Genomic DNA, 15,638 nt, shown 5'->3' on the forward strand with positions numbered 1-15,638 from the left:
AGCAGCGGATGCACGAGCACGCGTACGGGCCGTCCGAGACGGGAAGCGTCGTTCTCGATCTGGGCGGCGACACCGGTGCCCTGATCGTCTACACGAGCCGGGATCTGCACGGTCGAGAGATCGAGATCAGCCGGGACGACGATCGGCGGGTCCACTCCGCCGTACGAGAGCGCAGGGTGCAGGACGGCTCGTTCCACAGCGCGGTCTACCCGGATCTGCCCGGCGGGATTTATACCGTCTGGTGGGACGGCAGCACGCCAGTCGGCACGGTTTCTGTCCACGGTGGAGGGATTGCCGAATTCGTGTGGCCCACCAGCGGTTTCGGGGCCGCCAGCTGACCTTCGAACACCGGTTTCGCGCAGCGCCCCGTCCACATTGTGGACGGGGCGCATGTGCTGCCCCCAGCTTGACGGGCGGTCTGCGCCGCGCCGCGTTAACCTGTCCCCCACCAAGATCAGCTTTGGGGGTGTGGGTGTCTGACGCTGTCCCGCCGGCGACTCGTCGGGGGAGCGCCACGGCAGAAAAGTCGGGCAACTCGCCGGAGAGGGCGTTACTCGGCCGGGGTCTGAATCGATAGGGCAGGTTGCGAGGCTGGACGGCCCCAGTGGCCGTCCGGGGGTGTCGGGAGGGCGACTCCATTATCAAGTTTGGCTTGACGGCGCACGCATTACACGCGTGTAATTTGAATGGGGTTGTTCGCACGGAACGCAACAAAACGGGACCGGACGGACAAGCACGCCTTTCGCGTGGGGGGTTGCAGCGGCGATGACGCCGGTGCGCGACAAGGAGGCATTTGATGGACGGCCAGCTTGAGGTGGCCGACCTGCTCGGAAACGCGCCGGAGTGGCAGGAGCGGGCACTGTGCTCGCAGACCGACCCCGAAGCGTTCTTCCCCGAGAAGGGCGGCTCAACCCGCGAGGCGAAGCGGATCTGCTCGCGGTGCGAGGTCAAGACCGAATGCCTCGAATACGCTCTCGGTCACGACGAGCGGTTCGGCATCTGGGGTGGGCTCTCCGAGCGGGAGCGGCGCAAGTTGAAGCGGCGGGCCGCCTGAGCGGTACGAGGTTGGAGCGGCGGGCCGCGTGAGCGGTACGAGGTTGGAGCGGCGGGCCGCGTGAGCGGTACGAGGTAGGGGCGGCGGGCCGCGTCAGCGGTGCCGAGGTTGGGGCGGTGGGGGCCGCCCGACCTAACCGTGCGGAGCCTGGCTCAGGCCCTTTCGTCGGGACCTCGTTCAGGCCCTTTCGTCGGGGTCTGGTTCAGGCCAGTTCGTCGGGGTCGACCCCGAGCAGGTTTGCCACCTGTTCGATGATCACGTCGTGCACGAGGTCGGCGAGGTCCTCACGGTCCATCGCCCGGAACTCCAGGGGTCGCCGGTACAGCACGATCCGCGGCGGCACCTCCTGTCGGCCCGGGCGGCCCGGCAGCAGTCGGGCCAGCGGGACCTCGCCGTCCTCCAGCACATCGGAGTCGTAGACGTTCAGGTCCGGCGGAACGTCCTCGACCGCGAACTCGACCCCGGCCAGTTCCTTGGCGAACCGACGTTCCAGCGTCTCCACGGTGTCCAGGACCAGGTCGTCGAAGACCTCGGCCTTGGTCCGCGCCAGCGGCACGGTGGCCGGCACCAACCGCCCGCGCAGGCCGCGACCGTGCCGGTCACGATGCACACGCCGGCCGGGGCCGGGGCGGCGGTGTTCCGGGCTCGTCATGAGGCAAAGGGTAGCGCCCGTGCCGGGCTGGCCAGCGGCACCGCCGCTCCCGTGGCGCGGCGCGCCCAGTGCGGCCAACTGTGATCACCGTGACGGGCGTGTCGCAACGCGAAGCGATGCGCCGGACCCGGTAATGGAGATACCCTGCCGCACGTGAGGTCACCACGGCGCTGCTCCCGTAACGGCTGCCCCCGGCAAGCGGTCGCCACATTGACCTATGTCTACAACGAGTCGACAGCGGTGGTGGGGCCGCTGGCGGCGTTCGCCGAGCCGCACACGTACGACCTGTGTGAGCCGCACGCCCGCAGCCTGACCGCACCGCGTGGCTGGGACGTGGTCCGGCACGAGGGTGAGTTCGAGCCGCCGCCACCCACCACCGACGACCTGGTCGCGCTCGCCGAGGCGGTCCGCGAAGCCGCCCGCCCGGCCCCCCGCCCCCCGGAGCCCGACCCGAAGCACCACGAGAACCCCCACCAAACGGGCCGCCGAGGCCACCTCCGCGTAATCCCCCCCAACCACTAACCCACCCCACCCCACCCCACCCCACCCCCCGCCCGCGTTGATCATGGGGTTATCGCCATCCCGCTCGGCGTGTCGTGGCAATAACCTCATGATCAACGCGCGGAGCGGCAGGTCTGTCGGCCCCGCTGGCGGGGCGCTGCCTCGATCGACTCCGGGTTGCTGATGTCGGGGTGTCGGCGGCGGGTTGATGCCGCGATATCGGTGATGTTGAGTGGATCAAGCTGGGCGAACGTCGAGTGGATCTGGCTGAGGGCAGCGAGTGGATCCTGCTGAGCGTGGTTGGTGCCTCTACGGGTGGTGACGCGTTGGCCCCGATGCTTTGCTGGTGCTGCCGGTTTGTCATCGTGTCAGTCGTCCACGGCACCGACCCTGAGGAAAACTGATGCGTGTCCCCCTCCGGCCCCTCTCCCGGCGTGGACTGCTCACCGGCGCCCTCGGTTCGGCCGCTCTGGTCGCCACCGGCGGCGGCCTTGCCGGTTGCGGCACCAAGGGCGCCCAACAGACCGAGGCTGGCTGCGTCAGCGAGGATCTCTCCGGCACCGAGAAGAAGCTTCGGTTCTCCAACTGGCCGCAGTACCTTGACGTGGACGAGGAGAACGAGTCCAAGCGACCCAGCCTGGACGAGTTCGTAAGGAAGACCGGCATCCAGGTCACCTACACCGAGGACATCAACGACAACAACGAGTTCTTCGGCAAGGTGCGGAACCAGCTCGCGGCCTGTCAGAGCACCGACCGGGACATCATCGTGCTGAGCGACTGGATGGCGGCCCGGATGAGCCGGCTCGGCTGGATCCAGAGACTCGACCCGGCGAAGATCCCGAACGTGCGGGCCAACCTGCTCCCACCGCTGCTCAACCGCTCCTTCGACACCGACAACCAGCTCTCCATCCCGTGGCAGTCCGGCCTCGCCGGCCTGGCGTACAACGGCAGGGTCACCAAGGAGCTGCGTACGGTCGACGAACTGCTGACCCGCCCCGACCTCAAGGGCCGGGTGACCGCGCTCAGCGAGATGCGCGACACCATGGGCCTGCTGCTCGGCGCGGCCGGGCACGACCCGTCGAACTTCACCACCGCCCAGTTCGACGACGCGCTCGACAAACTCAAGAAGGCCGTCGACTCGGGGCAGATCCGCAGGTTCACCGGCAACGACTACGCACCCGACCTCGCCAAGGGCGACATCGCCGCCTGCATCGGCTGGTCCGGGGACGTCATCCAACTCTCCGGCGCGGACGAGAGGGTGCGGTTCGTCGCGCCCGACTCCGGCGTGATGCTCTACAGCGACAACATGATGGTCCCCAACCGGGCCACCCACAAGGCGAACGCCGAGCAGCTCATCGACTACTACTACGAGCCGGCCGTCGCCGCGAGGCTCGCCGCGTTCGTCAACTACATCTGCCCGGTGAAGGGCGCTCAGGCCGAGATGGAGAAGATCGACCCCGAGCTGGCGGCCAACCCGCTGATCTTCCCGGACGAGGCTCTGCTGTCGAAGTCCACGATGTTCATGGCTCTGGACGAGAAGCAGGAACAGGAGTACGAGGGCAAGTTCCAGCAGGTCATCGGGGCGTGACGGGGATGGCACGCGAGACACCCGCCGACGACCTGCGCCTGGTCGGCCTCACCAAGCGGTTCGGCACGTCCACCGCGGTCGACGACCTCACCCGGACCGTCGGGGCGGGCTCGTTCTTCGCGCTGCTCGGCCCGTCCGGCTGCGGCAAGACCACCACGCTGCGCATGGTCGCCGGGCTGGAGGAGCCGACAAGCGGCCAGGTGTTGCTCGGTGATCGCGACATCACCCGACTGCGACCGTACAAGCGGCCCATCAACACCGTCTTCCAGAGCTACGCGCTCTTTCCGCACCTCACGGTCTTCGAGAACGTGGCCTTCGGGCTGCGTCGACGCGGCATCCGCTCGGTCGACGGCGAGGTCCGGCGGATGCTGTCGCTGGTGCAGCTCGACGGCTACGGCAGCCGCCGGCCGGCCCAGCTCTCCGGCGGCCAGCAGCAACGGGTCGCGCTTGCCCGCGCGCTCGTCAACCGGCCGCGGGTCCTCCTGCTCGACGAGCCGCTGGGTGCCCTGGACCTGAAGCTGCGCCGGCAGATGCAGATCGAGCTGAAGCGGATCCAGACCGAGGTCGGCATCACCTTCGTGCACGTCACCCACGACCAGGAGGAGGCCCTGACCATGGCCGACACCGTCGCGGTGATGCACGACGGACGGATCGAGCAACAGGGCACGCCGGCCGACCTCTACGAGCTTCCCGCCACCGCGTTCGTGGCGAACTTCCTCGGCCAGTCCAACCTGCTCGCCGGCGACGCCACAGGCGTCAGCGGCGACGACGTCGCGGTGACGGCGCACGGCAGCCGCTTCTCGGTGCCCGCCGGCCGGGCCCGGTCCGACCACGGTCCGGTCCACCTGGGGGTACGCCCGGAGAAGCTGATTCTGGTCGGCTCCGCCGACCAGGTGCCCGCTGGGCATCAGCACGTCACCGGTGTGGTCACCGACGCGTCCTACCTGGGGGTCAGCACGCAGTACCTGCTGCGTACCGGCTGGGGCGCCGAGCTGTCGGTCTTCGCGGCCAACAGCGGGACGTCGACGCCGGTGGCGGTCGGCGGCGAGGCCGTGGCGTACTGGGATCCGCGGCACGCGTTCCTGCTGCCCCGCGCCCCGGGGGGCGCCGACCGGACGTCGTCGGTGCGCGACGAGCCGGTCGGCACGTCGTCGTGACCCTCCCGTCGCCGACACGAGCGGGGCAGGCGTCGCCGGCAGCCCGGTCCGGGTGGCGTCGGCTCCTGCCGTACCTCCTGGTGTTGCCCGGGGTGGCCTGGCTGTTCGTCTTCTTCGGTGTGCCGCTGGTGCAGCTCGCGGCGGCCAGCCTGTACGACCCCGGCGGCTCGCTCTCCACCGGGTACGCGATGGCCTGGGCGTTCGGTAACTACCCGGACGTGGTGCAGGCGTACTGGCCGCAGTTGCTGCGCTCGTTCGGCTACGCCGGGCTGGCCCTGGTGTTGGCGCTGCTGCTGGGCTACCCGCTGGCGTACGCGATCGCGCAGAAGGCCGGGCGGTGGAAGAACCTGCTGCTGGTGTGCGTGGTCGCGCCGATGTTCACCAGCTTCCTGGTCCGGACGCTGGCCTGGAAGACCATCCTGTCGGACAACGGCGCGCTCGTCGGTCTGCTGCGCGACGTGCACCTGCTCGCACCGCAGGGTCGGCTGCTGGCCACGCCGTTCGCGGTGGTGCTCGGCCTGACGTACAACTTCCTGCCGTTCCTGGTGCTGCCGCTGTACGCGAGCCTGGAGCGGCTCGACCACCGGTTGCTGGAGGCGGCCGGCGACCTGTACGCGAGCGGAGCGCAGGCGTTCCGCCGGGTGACCCTGCCGCTGTCCCGGCCCGGCCTGGTCGCCGGAGCGCTGCTGTTCTTCATCCCGGCCAGCGGCGACTACATCAACGCCGAACTGCTCGGCACCCCCAACGAGTACATGATCGGCAACGTCGTCGACTCGGCGTTCCTGGTCCGGTTGGACTACCCGCAGGGTGCCGCGCTGTCGTTCCTGCTGATGGCGGCGATCCTCGCGGTGGTCTTCGCCCATCTGCGCCGGGCCGGCACGGAGGAGGTGTGGTGAGCGCGCGGAGTACGGCGCGGCGGAGCCCCGCGGTCGCGAACGGAAGGCGGCTCTGATGAGGGTGTCGCGGTGGTTGGCGGACCGCTGGGTGCTGATCGTGGCGCTGCTGGTGCTCGGCTACCTGGCGCTGCCGATCCTGGTGGTGGCCGGTCTGTCGTTCAACCGGCCGTCGAGCCGGCTGTCGTACGACTTCAACGAGTTCACCCTGGACAACTGGCGGCGGCCGTGCGCCACGTCGGACATGTGTGACGCGGTGCTGCGGAGCGTACAGATCGGTTTCCTCGCCACAGTGGTCGCCACCGTGCTCGGCACCCTGCTGGCGTTCGCGTTGGTCCGGCACCGCCTTCGCGGCCGGTCCGGAGTCAACGCGCTGATCTTCCTGTCGATGGCCACCCCGGAGCTGGTGATGGGCACGTCGCTGTTGGCGCTCTTCGTGTCCGCCGGGGTGCCGCAGGGCTTCTGGAGCATCGTGATCGCGCACGTGACGTTCTGCGTGTCGTTCGTGGTGGTCACCGTGAAGGCGCGGCTGGCCGGCATGGACCGGCGGCTGGAGGAGGCCGCCATGGATCTCTACGCCAACGAGTGGCAGACCTTCCGGAGGATCACCCTGCCGTTGGTGCTGCCCGGCATCGTGGCCGCAGCGTTGCTGGCCTTCTCGCTCAGCTTCGACGACTTCATCGTCACGAACTTCAACGCCGGCACCACTGTCACGTTCCCGATGTACGTCTGGGGCGCTGCCCAGCGGGGCATCCCACCGCAGGTGAACGTCATCGGCACAGCGATGTTCGCAATCGCGCTGATACTGACCGGGCTAGGTGCGCTGCGGGCTCGCCGCCCCACAACCTGACCCACCCCCCCACCCACCCACCCACCCACCCACCCACCTCTTCGCGCGATCTTGCACTTTCTGTGCTCCCATACTTCTTCTATCGGGCATTTCGTCAACAGAAAGTGCAAGATCGAGAGGGTGTGAGGGGTGGGGTAGCACGGGGGCGGGTGGGGTGGGGTTTATCCACAGGGGCAATTGTTTTCCACAGGTGGGCGCTGGTGGGCTTACCTGGGGGCGGGCGTCAGTCAGCCTGAATATGTGGCAACTCAGTTGTGGCGTACTGACGGGCTCATGCAGAAGCTCACGATGGGGCGGATCCGTAGCCAGCTCGATCGTGAGGAACTGTTGCGAGTGCGTCGGGGGGTTTACGCCGACCAACCCTGCGGCGACGATGACGAACTGCGTGCCCTGCTGCTCCGCCTGCCCGAAGGGGCCATGCTGGCCAGGCAGAGTGCCGCACGCCGGCACGGCTTCGGTGTGCTCCGGGATGACCTGATCCACATCCAGTTGCCCGCAGGGGTGTCGAAGCCCCGTCTGCCCGGGGTCGTCGTACACCGGACGGTCCTATCCACCCGGCCAGCCCTCGTCAAAGGGATGCCGTGCGTGCCGGCGGCCCGTTGCGCGGTCGACCTGGCGCGCGCCGTTCGGCGGCTCGACGCCCTGCCGGTACTCGATGCCGCGCTCCGCTCCGGTGTGGTCAGCCAGGACGATCTGCTGGCGGAGGTCTCGGTTCACGCTGCGCTGCGTGGTGTCCAACAGGCTCGGAACCTCGTATCGCTCGCCGACGGCCGGGCGGAGTGCCGGCAGGAGAGCCAACTGCGACTGATTCTGCTCGATGCGGGGCTGCCGCCTCCCGAGCCGCAGCTATGGGTGACCGATCGACACGGCGGCCGTCGCTACCGGTTGGATCTGGCCTATCGCGAGCGTCGGGTCGGCATCGAGTACGACGGACTGTCGCATCTGGACCGTGATCGACTCCGGTACGACCGGGAGCGGGTCAACTGGCTGGATGCAGCGGGCTGGCGGATGCGCTACTTCACCGACCGTGACCTCTACCGCCGCCCCCAATACATCAGCGCCACCATCCGCGCAGCCCTCTCGTAACCCTCCCGCCCCTCCCAGCCCGCCCCTCCCCGCCCGCCCCTCCCAGCCCGCCCCTCCCCGCCCAGCCCTCCCAGCCCCTCCCACCCCTCCTGCGCGATCTTGCACTTTCTGTGCCGACAATGGCCATAAATAAGACATCTGGGCAACACAAAGTGCAAGATCGGCGGACCGGATTGCGGGCGGGGCACGGCGGGGCGCAGGGAGGTGTGGCTTGGGTCACTTAGGTTGCTGGCGGCGTGGTTGTTGGGGACGGACGGACTCGGACGGCGCGGACGGGGAGGAAGCCGGCGGGGTCTGGCTTGCGGTGGTTTGACCGCTGGACGTTCGCGTGGAGGATGGCTGCGGCGGGTGCTTACAGAACCCTTAACCCGGGCCTGCGACGGTATGCCGGGGCAGGCCGAACTCGGGGGAGCGGAAAACGTGCGGGTGCTGGTGGCGGACGACGAGCGGTTGTTGGCGGACATGGTGGCCGAAGGGCTGCGCCGCCTGTCGATGGCCGTCGACGTCTGCTACGACGGCGACGGCGCGCTGGAGCGGATCGGGGTGCACCGCTACGACGTCGCGGTGCTGGACCGGGACATGCCGGGGCACACCGGCGACGAGGTGTGCCGCAGCATCGCCGAGTCACAGGTCGGCACCCGGGTGCTGCTGCTCACCGCGGCGGCCGGTATCCGGGACCGGGTGGAGGGTCTCGGTCTCGGTGCGGACGACTACCTGACCAAGCCGTTCGCCTTCGCCGAGTTGGTGGCCCGGGTGCAGGCCCTCGGTCGACGGTCCACCCCGGCGCTGCCGCCGGTGCTCAGCCAGGACGGCCTGACGCTTGACGTGGGCCGGCACGTGGCTACCCGCGACGGCCGGCCGCTCACCCTGAGCCCGAAGGAGTTCGCCGTGCTGCACGTGCTGCTGCGCGCCGAAGGGCAGGTGGTCAGCGCCGAGGAGTTGTTGGAGCAGGCCTGGGACGAGTTCGCCGACCCGTTCACCAACGCGGTACGGGTCACCGTGATGACCCTCCGGAAGAAGCTCGGCGATCCGACGATCATCCACACGGTTCCCAAGGCCGGCTACCGGATCGGCGGTACGGCGTGACCTGGACGCCGCGACGTCGGGTGCTGCTCGTGGGCCTGTTGGCACTGCTGGCCGGGCCGGTGCTGCCGACGATGGGCAAGTGGCTGACCGAGGTGACCTGGGAATGGGGGCAGCAGTTCTGCGACGTGCCGCTGCCCGGGCTCAGCACGGTGTGTGCCGAGGTGCGGCCGGGGGCGTTCGTGCTGCCCCTGGTGGCCGTCCTGCTCGTGACCGTGGCGGTCCTGGTGGCGCTCTGGTTCGGCGCGGTGTGGTGCCTGCGCCCGGTGCGTGACCTGGCCGGGCCGATCGGGCACGTCGGGCCGCAGAACCTCGGTCACCGGATCCGCCCTCGGGGGCGCGACGAGTTGGCCCGGCTGTCCCGGGCGATCGACGAGATGATGGAACGCATCTCCGCCGGGTACGAGGGGCAGCGGCGGTTCGCCGCGAACGCCTCGCACGAGCTGCGTACCCCGCTGGCGGTGCAGCGGACGCTCATCGAGGTCGGCATGGCTCGGGCGCTCTCCGCCGAGCAGTTGGAGCTGCTGACCGCCCAACTGTTGGAGACCAACGAGCGCAACGAACGGCTGATCGAGGGCCTGCTCGCGCTCAGCGAGAGTGACCAGGGTCTGCGCTCGCGGATACCGCAGCGCCTCGACGCGATCGTCGAGGCGGTGCTCGCCGGGTACCAGGACCGCGCCCGGGAGGCCGAGGTCACCATCGACACCTATCTCGCGCCCCGGGTCGTGGTCGGCGAGCGGGTGCTGCTGGAGCGCCTGGTCAGCAACCTGGTGGAGAACGGGATCAAGTACAACCGGCGGGGCGGCTCGCTGACCGTCGCGGTGAGCGGGGTGCCCGCGCTGTCCGTGGTCAACACCGGTCAGCCCGTACCGGCCGAGGCGGTGGCCGGTCTCTTCGAGCCGTTCCGCCGGCTCGCCCGGGACCGCACCTCGCAGGGCGGAGGCGCCGGTCTGGGACTGGCCATCGCCCGCTCGATCACCCAGGCGCACGACGGGATCATCGCGGCCCGGCCCGCCGAGCACGGGGGCCTCCGGGTCGACGTCCAACTACCCACTGTGACCTAACGCTTCACCACCGTTTCCCGGGTCCGCGTACCTGCGGCTCCGACCCGTGGTGTGCCCGAAAGGAGAAACCGATGTCACGCACCGTTGCCCAGGTCCGGGCCGACGTGGAGGAGGCCGCCCACTGGCTCACCGGCCGCGTGGTCCGGACACCCGTGCTCCGGTCCCCGGTTATCGACGGGCTGGCCGGGGCGCGCGTCCTGTTCAAGGCGGAGAACCTCCAGGACGGCGGCTCGTACAAGATGCGCGGAGCGCTGCGGGCGGTGGGCCGGCTCGCCGCGGCCGGCCACACCGGGGTGATCGCGCAGAGCACCGGCAACCACGCGGTGGCGGTGGCGTTGGCAGCCCGGCAGCACGGGATCGCGGCGACTGTCGTGCTGCCCGTCGACGCGGCACCGACGAAGGTCGACCGGGCCCGCGCGGCGGGGGCGCGTGTGGTGTTCGCCGGCACCGACGTCGAGGAACGGGTGGCGGTCGCCAACGGGCTGCACGACGAGAGCGGTCACCCGGTCGTCGACGCGTACGACCACCCGGACGTGATCGCCGGGCAGGGCACCGCCAGCCTCGAACTGATCGAGGAGGCCGAGCGCGCCGGCACACCGTTGGACACGCTCGTCGTACCGGTGGGTGGTGGTGGCGGGGTCGCGGGCGCCTGCCTGGCCGCCGCCGGCAGGGGCATCGAGGTGTACGGCGTGGAACCGGTCGGCTGTGACTCGCTCGCCCGCAGCCTGGCGGCCGGTACGCGCGTCCCGGTCACGCCGGTGCCCACGATCGCGGACGGGTTGCGGCCGTCCTGCGTGGGTGAGCTGCCGTTCGCGATCGTGCGGAACGCGCTGCGCGGCGTCGTCCGGGTCGACGACGACGAGATCGGGGCGGCGTTCCGGCTGATCCTGACGGAGCTGAGGGTGCTCGCCGAGCCGTCCGGGGCGGCCGGCCTGGCCGGTGCGCTCCGCCTCGCCCCCGGAGCTGGTCGGCAGCGGACGGTCGGGGTGGTGCTGACCGGTGGGAACGTGGAGCCGGCGCTGGTGGCCCGGTTGCTGGCCCCGCCGCCCGCCGAGCTGCCGACAGCGGAAGCGGTGGCGGCGTGAGCGCGCCGACGCGGATCGGAATCCTGTTCGGTGGACCGTCGGCGGAGCACGAGGTGTCCTGCGCGTCCGCGCTCGGGGTGGCCCGGGCGCTGGGCGGCGGCGGTTACCGCACGCTCGCCATCGGCGTCACCCGCAGCGGCGGTTTTCGGCTGATGCCCGACGCGCTGCTGGCGGAGTTGCGGGACCGGCCGGCGGGCGAGCGGGCCATCGACGACCGCCTGCTGGTGACCGGCCCGGCCGTCGAGTTGCGGGCCGGTCCGCGTCCGGGCGTCGTGCAGGTGTGCGCGGGCAACGCACCCGGCGCGGTGCACGCCGAACTGGACGTGGTCTTCCCGGTGCTGCACGGCCCGTTCGGTGAGGACGGCGTGGTGCAGGGCCTGCTGGAGTCACTGAACGTGCCGTACGTCGGGTGCGGCATCCTCGCCTCCGCGGTGGGCATGAACAAGGTGGCGATGAAGCGGGCGCTGCGTGCTGAGGGCATCCCGGTCACCCCGTACGTGGCGTTCGACGCGCACACCTACCGGGCGGCCGACGACCCGGAGAAGCTGGTCGTCGGGTTGCGCCGGCCGCTCTACGTGAAACCCGCGAACATGGGCTCGTCGATCGGCATCACCCGGGTCGGTGAGGGCGACGACCTGGCCGCAGCCGTGCAGGAGGCGCTTCGCCACGACCAGCTCGTCATGGTCGAGCAGGGGGTCACCGGCCGGGAGTTGGAGTGCGCGGTGCTCGGTGGCTGGCGTCCCGAGGCGTCGGCGGTGGGCGAGGTGCGGGTCGCCGGTGGCTGGTTCGACTACCAGCAGAAGTACTTCGGCGACGCCGACCCGATGATCGTCCCCGCCGTGCTGCCGGACGAGGTGACCGCGCGGGTCCGCGAGCTGTCGCTGCGCGCGTTCGCCGCGATCGGCGGCTGGGGTCTGGCCAGAGTGGACTTCTTCTACGACGAGGGGAGCGGTGAGCTGTACGTCAACGAACTGAACACCATGCCCGGATTCACCGCCCACTCGATGTATCCGAAGGTGTGGGCGGCCGTCGGTGTCGGGTACCGGGAGGTGGTGGACCGGCTCGTCGAGTTGGGCCGTACCCGGCATGCGGAACGGGCCGCGATCACCGGGGGGAGCGTCCGATGATCCTGTTGTCCGACCCCCGGGTGGCGGCGGTGCGCAGCGCCGACGACGGCGACCCCCTGCTGGACCTGCGGAAGCTGCCGGACCTGCGGCTCGACGGCCGCGCGGCCGACCCCGCCGGGGCGTACGCCCGACTGCGCGCCGCGGTGGTGGACCGCCTGCTGGCCGCGCAGCGTGCCCTGCCGGCCGGGATGCGCCTGCTCGTGGTCGAGGGTTACCGGCCGTACCGGGCGCAGTTGGCCATCTTCACCGGCTACCGGGACGAGCTGCGCCGACGACACCCGGACTGGTCCCCGCAGCGGCTGCACCGGGAGACCACCAAGTTCGTCTCGCCGGTCGAGGTGGCCCCGCACAGCACCGGCGGGGCGGTGGACCTGACGCTGTGCACCGACGACGGTGTGGAACTCGACCTCGGCACGGCCATCGACGCGACCCCGGAGGACAGCGACGACGCCTGTTTCACCGACGCGCCCACGATCTCCGCCACGGCCCGACGGCACCGGCAGATCCTGGTGGACGCCCTCGGCGGCGCCGGGATGGTGAACTACCCGACCGAGTGGTGGCACTGGTCGTACGGCGACCGCTACTGGGCGCTGATCACCGGGGCGCCGTGCACCCGGTACGGGCCGGTGGACCTGGCCGCCGCACGATCGGTGCCCGTTCCGGCTGAACGGTAGGGCGCTCCCGTCCGTACCAGGGGAGGAAGGACACCACCGAGGACGGGAATGACGGCGATGAGGGTGCAGCGCAGGCACGTGCTGGCAGCGACCGTGGCGGTGCTCGCCGCGGCGGGTGTGGCGGTGGGGACGAACCTCGGCTTCGCCGACACCGCCCCGGCACGGTCGAGCGTCTGCTCCGGCTCGGTCACCTTCTCTGCGGAGGGCGGTGCGCCGGCGGCGACAAGCGACCGTTTCCCGGTGGGCACCCGGCTGCGGGTCACCAACCTGGACAACAACCGGGCGGCCACGGTGACGGTGACCGGCCCGTCGGGCAGTTGTGTGCTGCTCAACGCGGCAGCCATGGAGCTGGTCCGGGAGCCGGGCAAGAACGTGATCCGCCGCAACGTGGTGGAGCGGTTGGACGGTGGGGCGCCGCCGGCCGGGCAGTCGACAGCCGGCACGATCCGCCCCGGTGCGGCGTCCCCCGGAGCGCCGGGTACGGCTCCCCGGTCGGCGTGCTCCGGGTCGATCACCTTCTTCGCCGAGGGTGGCGCGCCGGCGGCGACCAGCGGCCAGTTCCCGGTGGGTACGCGGCTGCGGGTGACAAATCTGGACAACAACCGGGCGACCACGGTGACGGTGACCGGCCCGTCGGGCAGTTGTGTGCTGCTCAACTCCGCCGCGATGGACCAGATCCGGGAGCCCGGCAAGAACCTCGTCCGCCGCAACACGGTCGAGGTGCTCCGCTGAGGTAGCCGCCTCAGTCGGACTGCCAGGTGCCGTCGTCGCGGACCCGGGCGGGGGCGCGGCCGAGCAGCAGCGTGGTCAGTGCCGCGTCGATGGTGTCGCCGAGGAACCACTCGCCGGCCTGATCGAGGGCGAAGACCCGGCCGCGCTCGTCCACCGCCAGGATGCTGTCCTGTTGTTCGGTGCCGATCGGGAAGAGTCGTACGCCCAGCACCGCCCCGAAGTCCGCGAGGGTGTCGGCGGTGTGCGCGATGGTGTGCGGGCGGATGTCGAACCGGGAGATCCACACCTGCTCGCCCCGACCGCGTCGGGCACCGACCAGGCTGGGAAACGCGGTGAGCGCCTCGACGGCGGCGGGGAAGACCACGTGCTGGTGGGTCGCCCCCCGTACCGCGGTGACGTCCCGGACGGCGGCGGCAGCCATGATCTGGTCCCCGATGTGCGGTCGCCAACCGGCCGCCACCAGCGCGTTGGCGACCTCCGCCGGGAAGCGGCCAGGATCAGGGTCGGGCTCGGCCGGGGCGTGCCAGGTCTCGGTGTACGCCCGAGCGGACTCCGGCAGGACGTTGGCGCGCACCAGGAACGTGATGCACGAGTCGCAGGGCAGGTCGGCGGGGCCGCCGGCCGGGTCACCCGGCTCCCGGACCCGGAAGATCTCGAACCGGGCATCCGCCAGCAGTGCCGCCGCCTCGGCCCGACCCATCGGCGCGATGCCCTCGGCAGCGCGGCGGTGGTCGTACTCGTGCAGCACGTCGGAGACCACGATCAGCTCGGCGTGGGCCTCGCCCCCGCGGACCAGGTCGCCCGGAGGTAACTGGTCGAGGTAGGTGCGGACCAGCGGGTGATGGTTCAGCGGGACGTCCGCCCTGGTGCCCTGGGCCGTCCAGATCCGCCCTTCGAGGGTCAGGTGGGCGGTGGTGTTCGGGGTGGCGATCCGATGGATCTCCCGGACCAGCAGACTCGACGGGTCGACGGTGCGGGGAGCGGTCGGCCCGGCCGGCTGACTGCGGCGGTACAGATCCGCCACCATCTCGCTCGGCACCCGCGGCCAGGTGGTGACCCTGCCGGTCTGTTTGTCGATGACAGTCGTCGGCAGGTCCCCGGGGACCGTGCGTGCCTCGATGGGGACGACGGACGTGATGACGAAGCCGAGGTCGAACTCGTCGACCATCGCGGTGCACTCGTGGCCGAGGCGCTGCGAGTCGCGGCGGGCCCAGGTGGCGGCGAGCTGCTCGGCCTGTTGACGGTCGATCACGCACTGAAACTACCGGACTACACGGATCGATGGCAGCCGGTATGGTGCTGCTCTACCGACGGTGACGGGAGGGGCGGCGGTGAGCGAACACGTGGACCGGCACGCCAACCGCGAGCTACGGGCCCGATTCGACGACGTGTACGGGCAGTACCAGCAGCTCAGGTCCGGTTTGGACAGTCTGCAGACGCGCCTCGCCGAGCTGCGGGTGACCCGGCGGTCGGCCGACGGTCAGGTGACGGCCACCGTGGGCGCCCAGGGCCAGTTGATCGAGGTCGAGCTGACGCCGGCCGTCTACCGCGAGCGGGACGCCGGTGCGCTCGGCCGAAAAATCACCGAAACGATCCGGGCCGCCGCGACCGACGCCGCAGACGCCACCCGCGACCTCGTCGCCGAGGTCATGCCGGCCGGCTCCGGGTCGGCGGACTTCCTGCGCACCGGGGACTACGCCACGTTGCTCGGCCGGGCCGACACCGTTCTCGGCAGGGGTCTGGGGCAGCCATGACCGACGGACAGCTCTGGCTCGATCCGCCCCGGACCCGTCGCGGCGGTGCCGACCTGGCGCTCGCTGGTGAGGCGGTAACGGCCCGTCGAGCGGCGGAAGGCGGTGCGATCGAGGCTGCCAGCGACGCCCGGCCGTGGGGTCGCGACGACATCGGCGCCGCGTTCGAGCGCAACTACCGCGGGTTCGAGCAGACCGTGCTGCGGGCCTGGGCGGGCGCCGGGTACCGGCTCACCGAGTTGGGCAGCGACGTGGTCCGCGCCGTCGATGCGAGCGTGCAGACCGACGGGGACAGCGCCGCCCGGCTCGGTCGGGCCGCCGACAGGCGCTGACGGCCGGCG

The 15,638-nt window shown here is 70.8% G+C and carries 18 protein-coding genes; 16 read left to right on the forward strand and 2 right to left on the reverse strand.

Features of this window, described 5'->3' with window-relative positions; all coding sequences use genetic code 11:
• Positions 1-8: 8 nt before the first annotated feature.
• Both ACGFH8_RS12925 and ACGFH8_RS12930 read left to right on the forward strand, forming a co-directional pair.
• Complete coding sequence (locus ACGFH8_RS12925) at positions 9-338, forward strand: phospholipase (protein ID WP_393366631.1); 330 nt, start codon at positions 9-11, stop codon at positions 336-338.
• A 458-nt stretch (positions 339-796) separates the two neighbouring features.
• On the forward strand, positions 797-1,054 hold the full coding sequence (locus ACGFH8_RS12930; RefSeq protein WP_007455784.1) for a WhiB family transcriptional regulator: 258 nt from the start codon (positions 797-799) through the stop codon (positions 1,052-1,054).
• A gap of 202 nt (positions 1,055-1,256) precedes the next feature.
• Here ACGFH8_RS12930 and ACGFH8_RS12935 read toward each other — a convergent pair whose 3' ends face one another.
• Positions 1,257-1,706: a metallopeptidase family protein gene (locus tag ACGFH8_RS12935; protein ID WP_110562108.1), complete on the reverse strand. Its 450-nt coding sequence runs from the start codon at positions 1,704-1,706 to the stop codon at positions 1,257-1,259.
• A 153-nt stretch (positions 1,707-1,859) separates the two neighbouring features.
• Here ACGFH8_RS12935 and ACGFH8_RS12940 point away from each other — a divergent pair, with 153 nt between their 5' ends.
• The 12 genes from ACGFH8_RS12940 to ACGFH8_RS12995 all read left to right on the forward strand — a co-directional run bounded on the left by ACGFH8_RS12940 (position 1,860) and on the right by ACGFH8_RS12995 (position 13,546).
• Positions 1,860-2,228 (forward strand): DUF3499 domain-containing protein, encoded by a 369-nt coding sequence (locus tag ACGFH8_RS12940; protein WP_393366633.1) that lies wholly within the window; start codon positions 1,860-1,862, stop codon positions 2,226-2,228.
• Positions 2,229-2,610: 382 nt separating this feature from the next.
• A complete protein-coding gene (locus ACGFH8_RS12945; RefSeq protein ID WP_393366635.1) occupies positions 2,611-3,795 on the forward strand; it encodes an extracellular solute-binding protein in 1,185 nt (394 codons plus the stop codon).
• Between the two features lie 5 nt (positions 3,796-3,800).
• Positions 3,801-4,952 (forward strand): ABC transporter ATP-binding protein, encoded by a 1,152-nt coding sequence (locus ACGFH8_RS12950; RefSeq protein ID WP_393366637.1) that lies wholly within the window; start codon positions 3,801-3,803, stop codon positions 4,950-4,952.
• Entirely contained in the window at positions 4,949-5,848 is a 900-nt protein-coding gene (locus tag ACGFH8_RS12955) for an ABC transporter permease (protein ID WP_393366639.1), read from the forward strand. Before ACGFH8_RS12950 ends, ACGFH8_RS12955 begins: the two co-directional genes overlap by 4 nt.
• Positions 5,849-5,903: 55 nt before the next feature.
• Positions 5,904-6,695 (forward strand): ABC transporter permease, encoded by a 792-nt coding sequence (locus ACGFH8_RS12960; RefSeq protein ID WP_393366641.1) that lies wholly within the window; start codon positions 5,904-5,906, stop codon positions 6,693-6,695.
• Between the two features lie 273 nt (positions 6,696-6,968).
• A complete protein-coding gene (locus tag ACGFH8_RS12965; RefSeq protein WP_393366643.1) occupies positions 6,969-7,781 on the forward strand; it encodes an endonuclease domain-containing protein in 813 nt (270 codons plus the stop codon).
• Positions 7,782-8,201: 420 nt separating this feature from the next.
• The gene (locus ACGFH8_RS12970) at positions 8,202-8,867 is read left to right on the forward strand and encodes a response regulator transcription factor (RefSeq protein ID WP_393366645.1); all 666 of its coding nucleotides are present in this window, start codon (positions 8,202-8,204) and stop codon (positions 8,865-8,867) included.
• Positions 8,864-9,928 carry a sensor histidine kinase gene (locus ACGFH8_RS12975; RefSeq protein WP_393366647.1) on the forward strand — a complete coding sequence of 355 codons (1,065 nt, stop codon included), beginning with the start codon at positions 8,864-8,866 and terminating at the stop codon, positions 9,926-9,928. The genes ACGFH8_RS12970 and ACGFH8_RS12975 overlap by 4 nt, the downstream gene beginning before the upstream one ends.
• A gap of 71 nt (positions 9,929-9,999) precedes the next feature.
• A complete protein-coding gene (locus tag ACGFH8_RS12980; RefSeq protein ID WP_393366649.1) occupies positions 10,000-11,013 on the forward strand; it encodes a threonine/serine dehydratase in 1,014 nt (337 codons plus the stop codon).
• Complete coding sequence (locus tag ACGFH8_RS12985; RefSeq protein ID WP_393366651.1) at positions 11,010-12,140, forward strand: D-alanine--D-alanine ligase family protein; 1,131 nt, start codon at positions 11,010-11,012, stop codon at positions 12,138-12,140. The genes ACGFH8_RS12980 and ACGFH8_RS12985 overlap by 4 nt, the downstream gene beginning before the upstream one ends.
• Complete coding sequence (locus tag ACGFH8_RS12990; RefSeq protein WP_393366653.1) at positions 12,137-12,814, forward strand: M15 family metallopeptidase; 678 nt, start codon at positions 12,137-12,139, stop codon at positions 12,812-12,814. Before ACGFH8_RS12985 ends, ACGFH8_RS12990 begins: the two co-directional genes overlap by 4 nt.
• Before the next feature lie 48 nt (positions 12,815-12,862).
• Positions 12,863-13,546, forward strand: a complete 684-nt coding sequence (locus tag ACGFH8_RS12995) for a hypothetical protein (protein ID WP_393366655.1) — start codon at positions 12,863-12,865, stop codon at positions 13,544-13,546.
• A gap of 10 nt (positions 13,547-13,556) precedes the next feature.
• Here the strand turns inward: ACGFH8_RS12995 and ACGFH8_RS13000 are convergent, their stop codons facing one another.
• Complete coding sequence (locus tag ACGFH8_RS13000) at positions 13,557-14,798, reverse strand: SUKH-3 domain-containing protein (RefSeq protein WP_393366656.1); 1,242 nt, start codon at positions 14,796-14,798, stop codon at positions 13,557-13,559.
• 79 nt (positions 14,799-14,877) lie between these two features.
• Here ACGFH8_RS13000 and ACGFH8_RS13005 point away from each other — a divergent pair, with 79 nt between their 5' ends.
• Complete coding sequence (locus ACGFH8_RS13005; protein WP_393366658.1) at positions 14,878-15,300, forward strand: YbaB/EbfC family nucleoid-associated protein; 423 nt, start codon at positions 14,878-14,880, stop codon at positions 15,298-15,300.
• Positions 15,297-15,629, forward strand: coding sequence for a hypothetical protein (locus tag ACGFH8_RS13010; protein WP_393366660.1), 333 nt, complete (start codon positions 15,297-15,299; stop codon positions 15,627-15,629). Before ACGFH8_RS13005 ends, ACGFH8_RS13010 begins: the two co-directional genes overlap by 4 nt.
• Positions 15,630-15,638 lie beyond the last annotated feature (9 nt).

The organism is Micromonospora sp. NPDC049175 (assembly GCF_043197345.1).
Taxonomy (GTDB): Bacteria; Actinomycetota; Actinomycetes; order Mycobacteriales; family Micromonosporaceae; genus Micromonospora.

What these genes read in the sequence shown, in the direction of transcription:
- ACGFH8_RS12965 (WP_393366643.1), top strand. Translation starts at nt 6,969, where the DNA reads ATGCAGAAGCTCACGATGGGGCGGATCCGTAGCCAGCTCGATCGTGAG.
- ACGFH8_RS12950 (WP_393366637.1), top strand. Translation starts at nt 3,801, where the DNA reads ATGGCACGCGAGACACCCGCCGACGACCTGCGCCTGGTCGGCCTCACC.
- ACGFH8_RS12960 (WP_393366641.1), top strand. Translation starts at nt 5,904, where the DNA reads ATGAGGGTGTCGCGGTGGTTGGCGGACCGCTGGGTGCTGATCGTGGCG.
- ACGFH8_RS12990 (WP_393366653.1), top strand. Translation starts at nt 12,137, where the DNA reads ATGATCCTGTTGTCCGACCCCCGGGTGGCGGCGGTGCGCAGCGCCGAC.
- ACGFH8_RS12935 (WP_110562108.1), bottom strand. Translation starts at nt 1,706, where the DNA reads ATGACGAGCCCGGAACACCGCCGCCCCGGCCCCGGCCGGCGTGTGCAT.
- ACGFH8_RS12925 (WP_393366631.1), top strand. Translation starts at nt 9, where the DNA reads ATGCACGAGCACGCGTACGGGCCGTCCGAGACGGGAAGCGTCGTTCTC.
- ACGFH8_RS12930 (WP_007455784.1), top strand. Translation starts at nt 797, where the DNA reads ATGGACGGCCAGCTTGAGGTGGCCGACCTGCTCGGAAACGCGCCGGAG.
- ACGFH8_RS12995 (WP_393366655.1), top strand. Translation starts at nt 12,863, where the DNA reads ATGACGGCGATGAGGGTGCAGCGCAGGCACGTGCTGGCAGCGACCGTG.
- ACGFH8_RS12980 (WP_393366649.1), top strand. Translation starts at nt 10,000, where the DNA reads ATGTCACGCACCGTTGCCCAGGTCCGGGCCGACGTGGAGGAGGCCGCC.
- ACGFH8_RS13010 (WP_393366660.1), top strand. Translation starts at nt 15,297, where the DNA reads ATGACCGACGGACAGCTCTGGCTCGATCCGCCCCGGACCCGTCGCGGC.
- ACGFH8_RS12945 (WP_393366635.1), top strand. Translation starts at nt 2,611, where the DNA reads ATGCGTGTCCCCCTCCGGCCCCTCTCCCGGCGTGGACTGCTCACCGGC.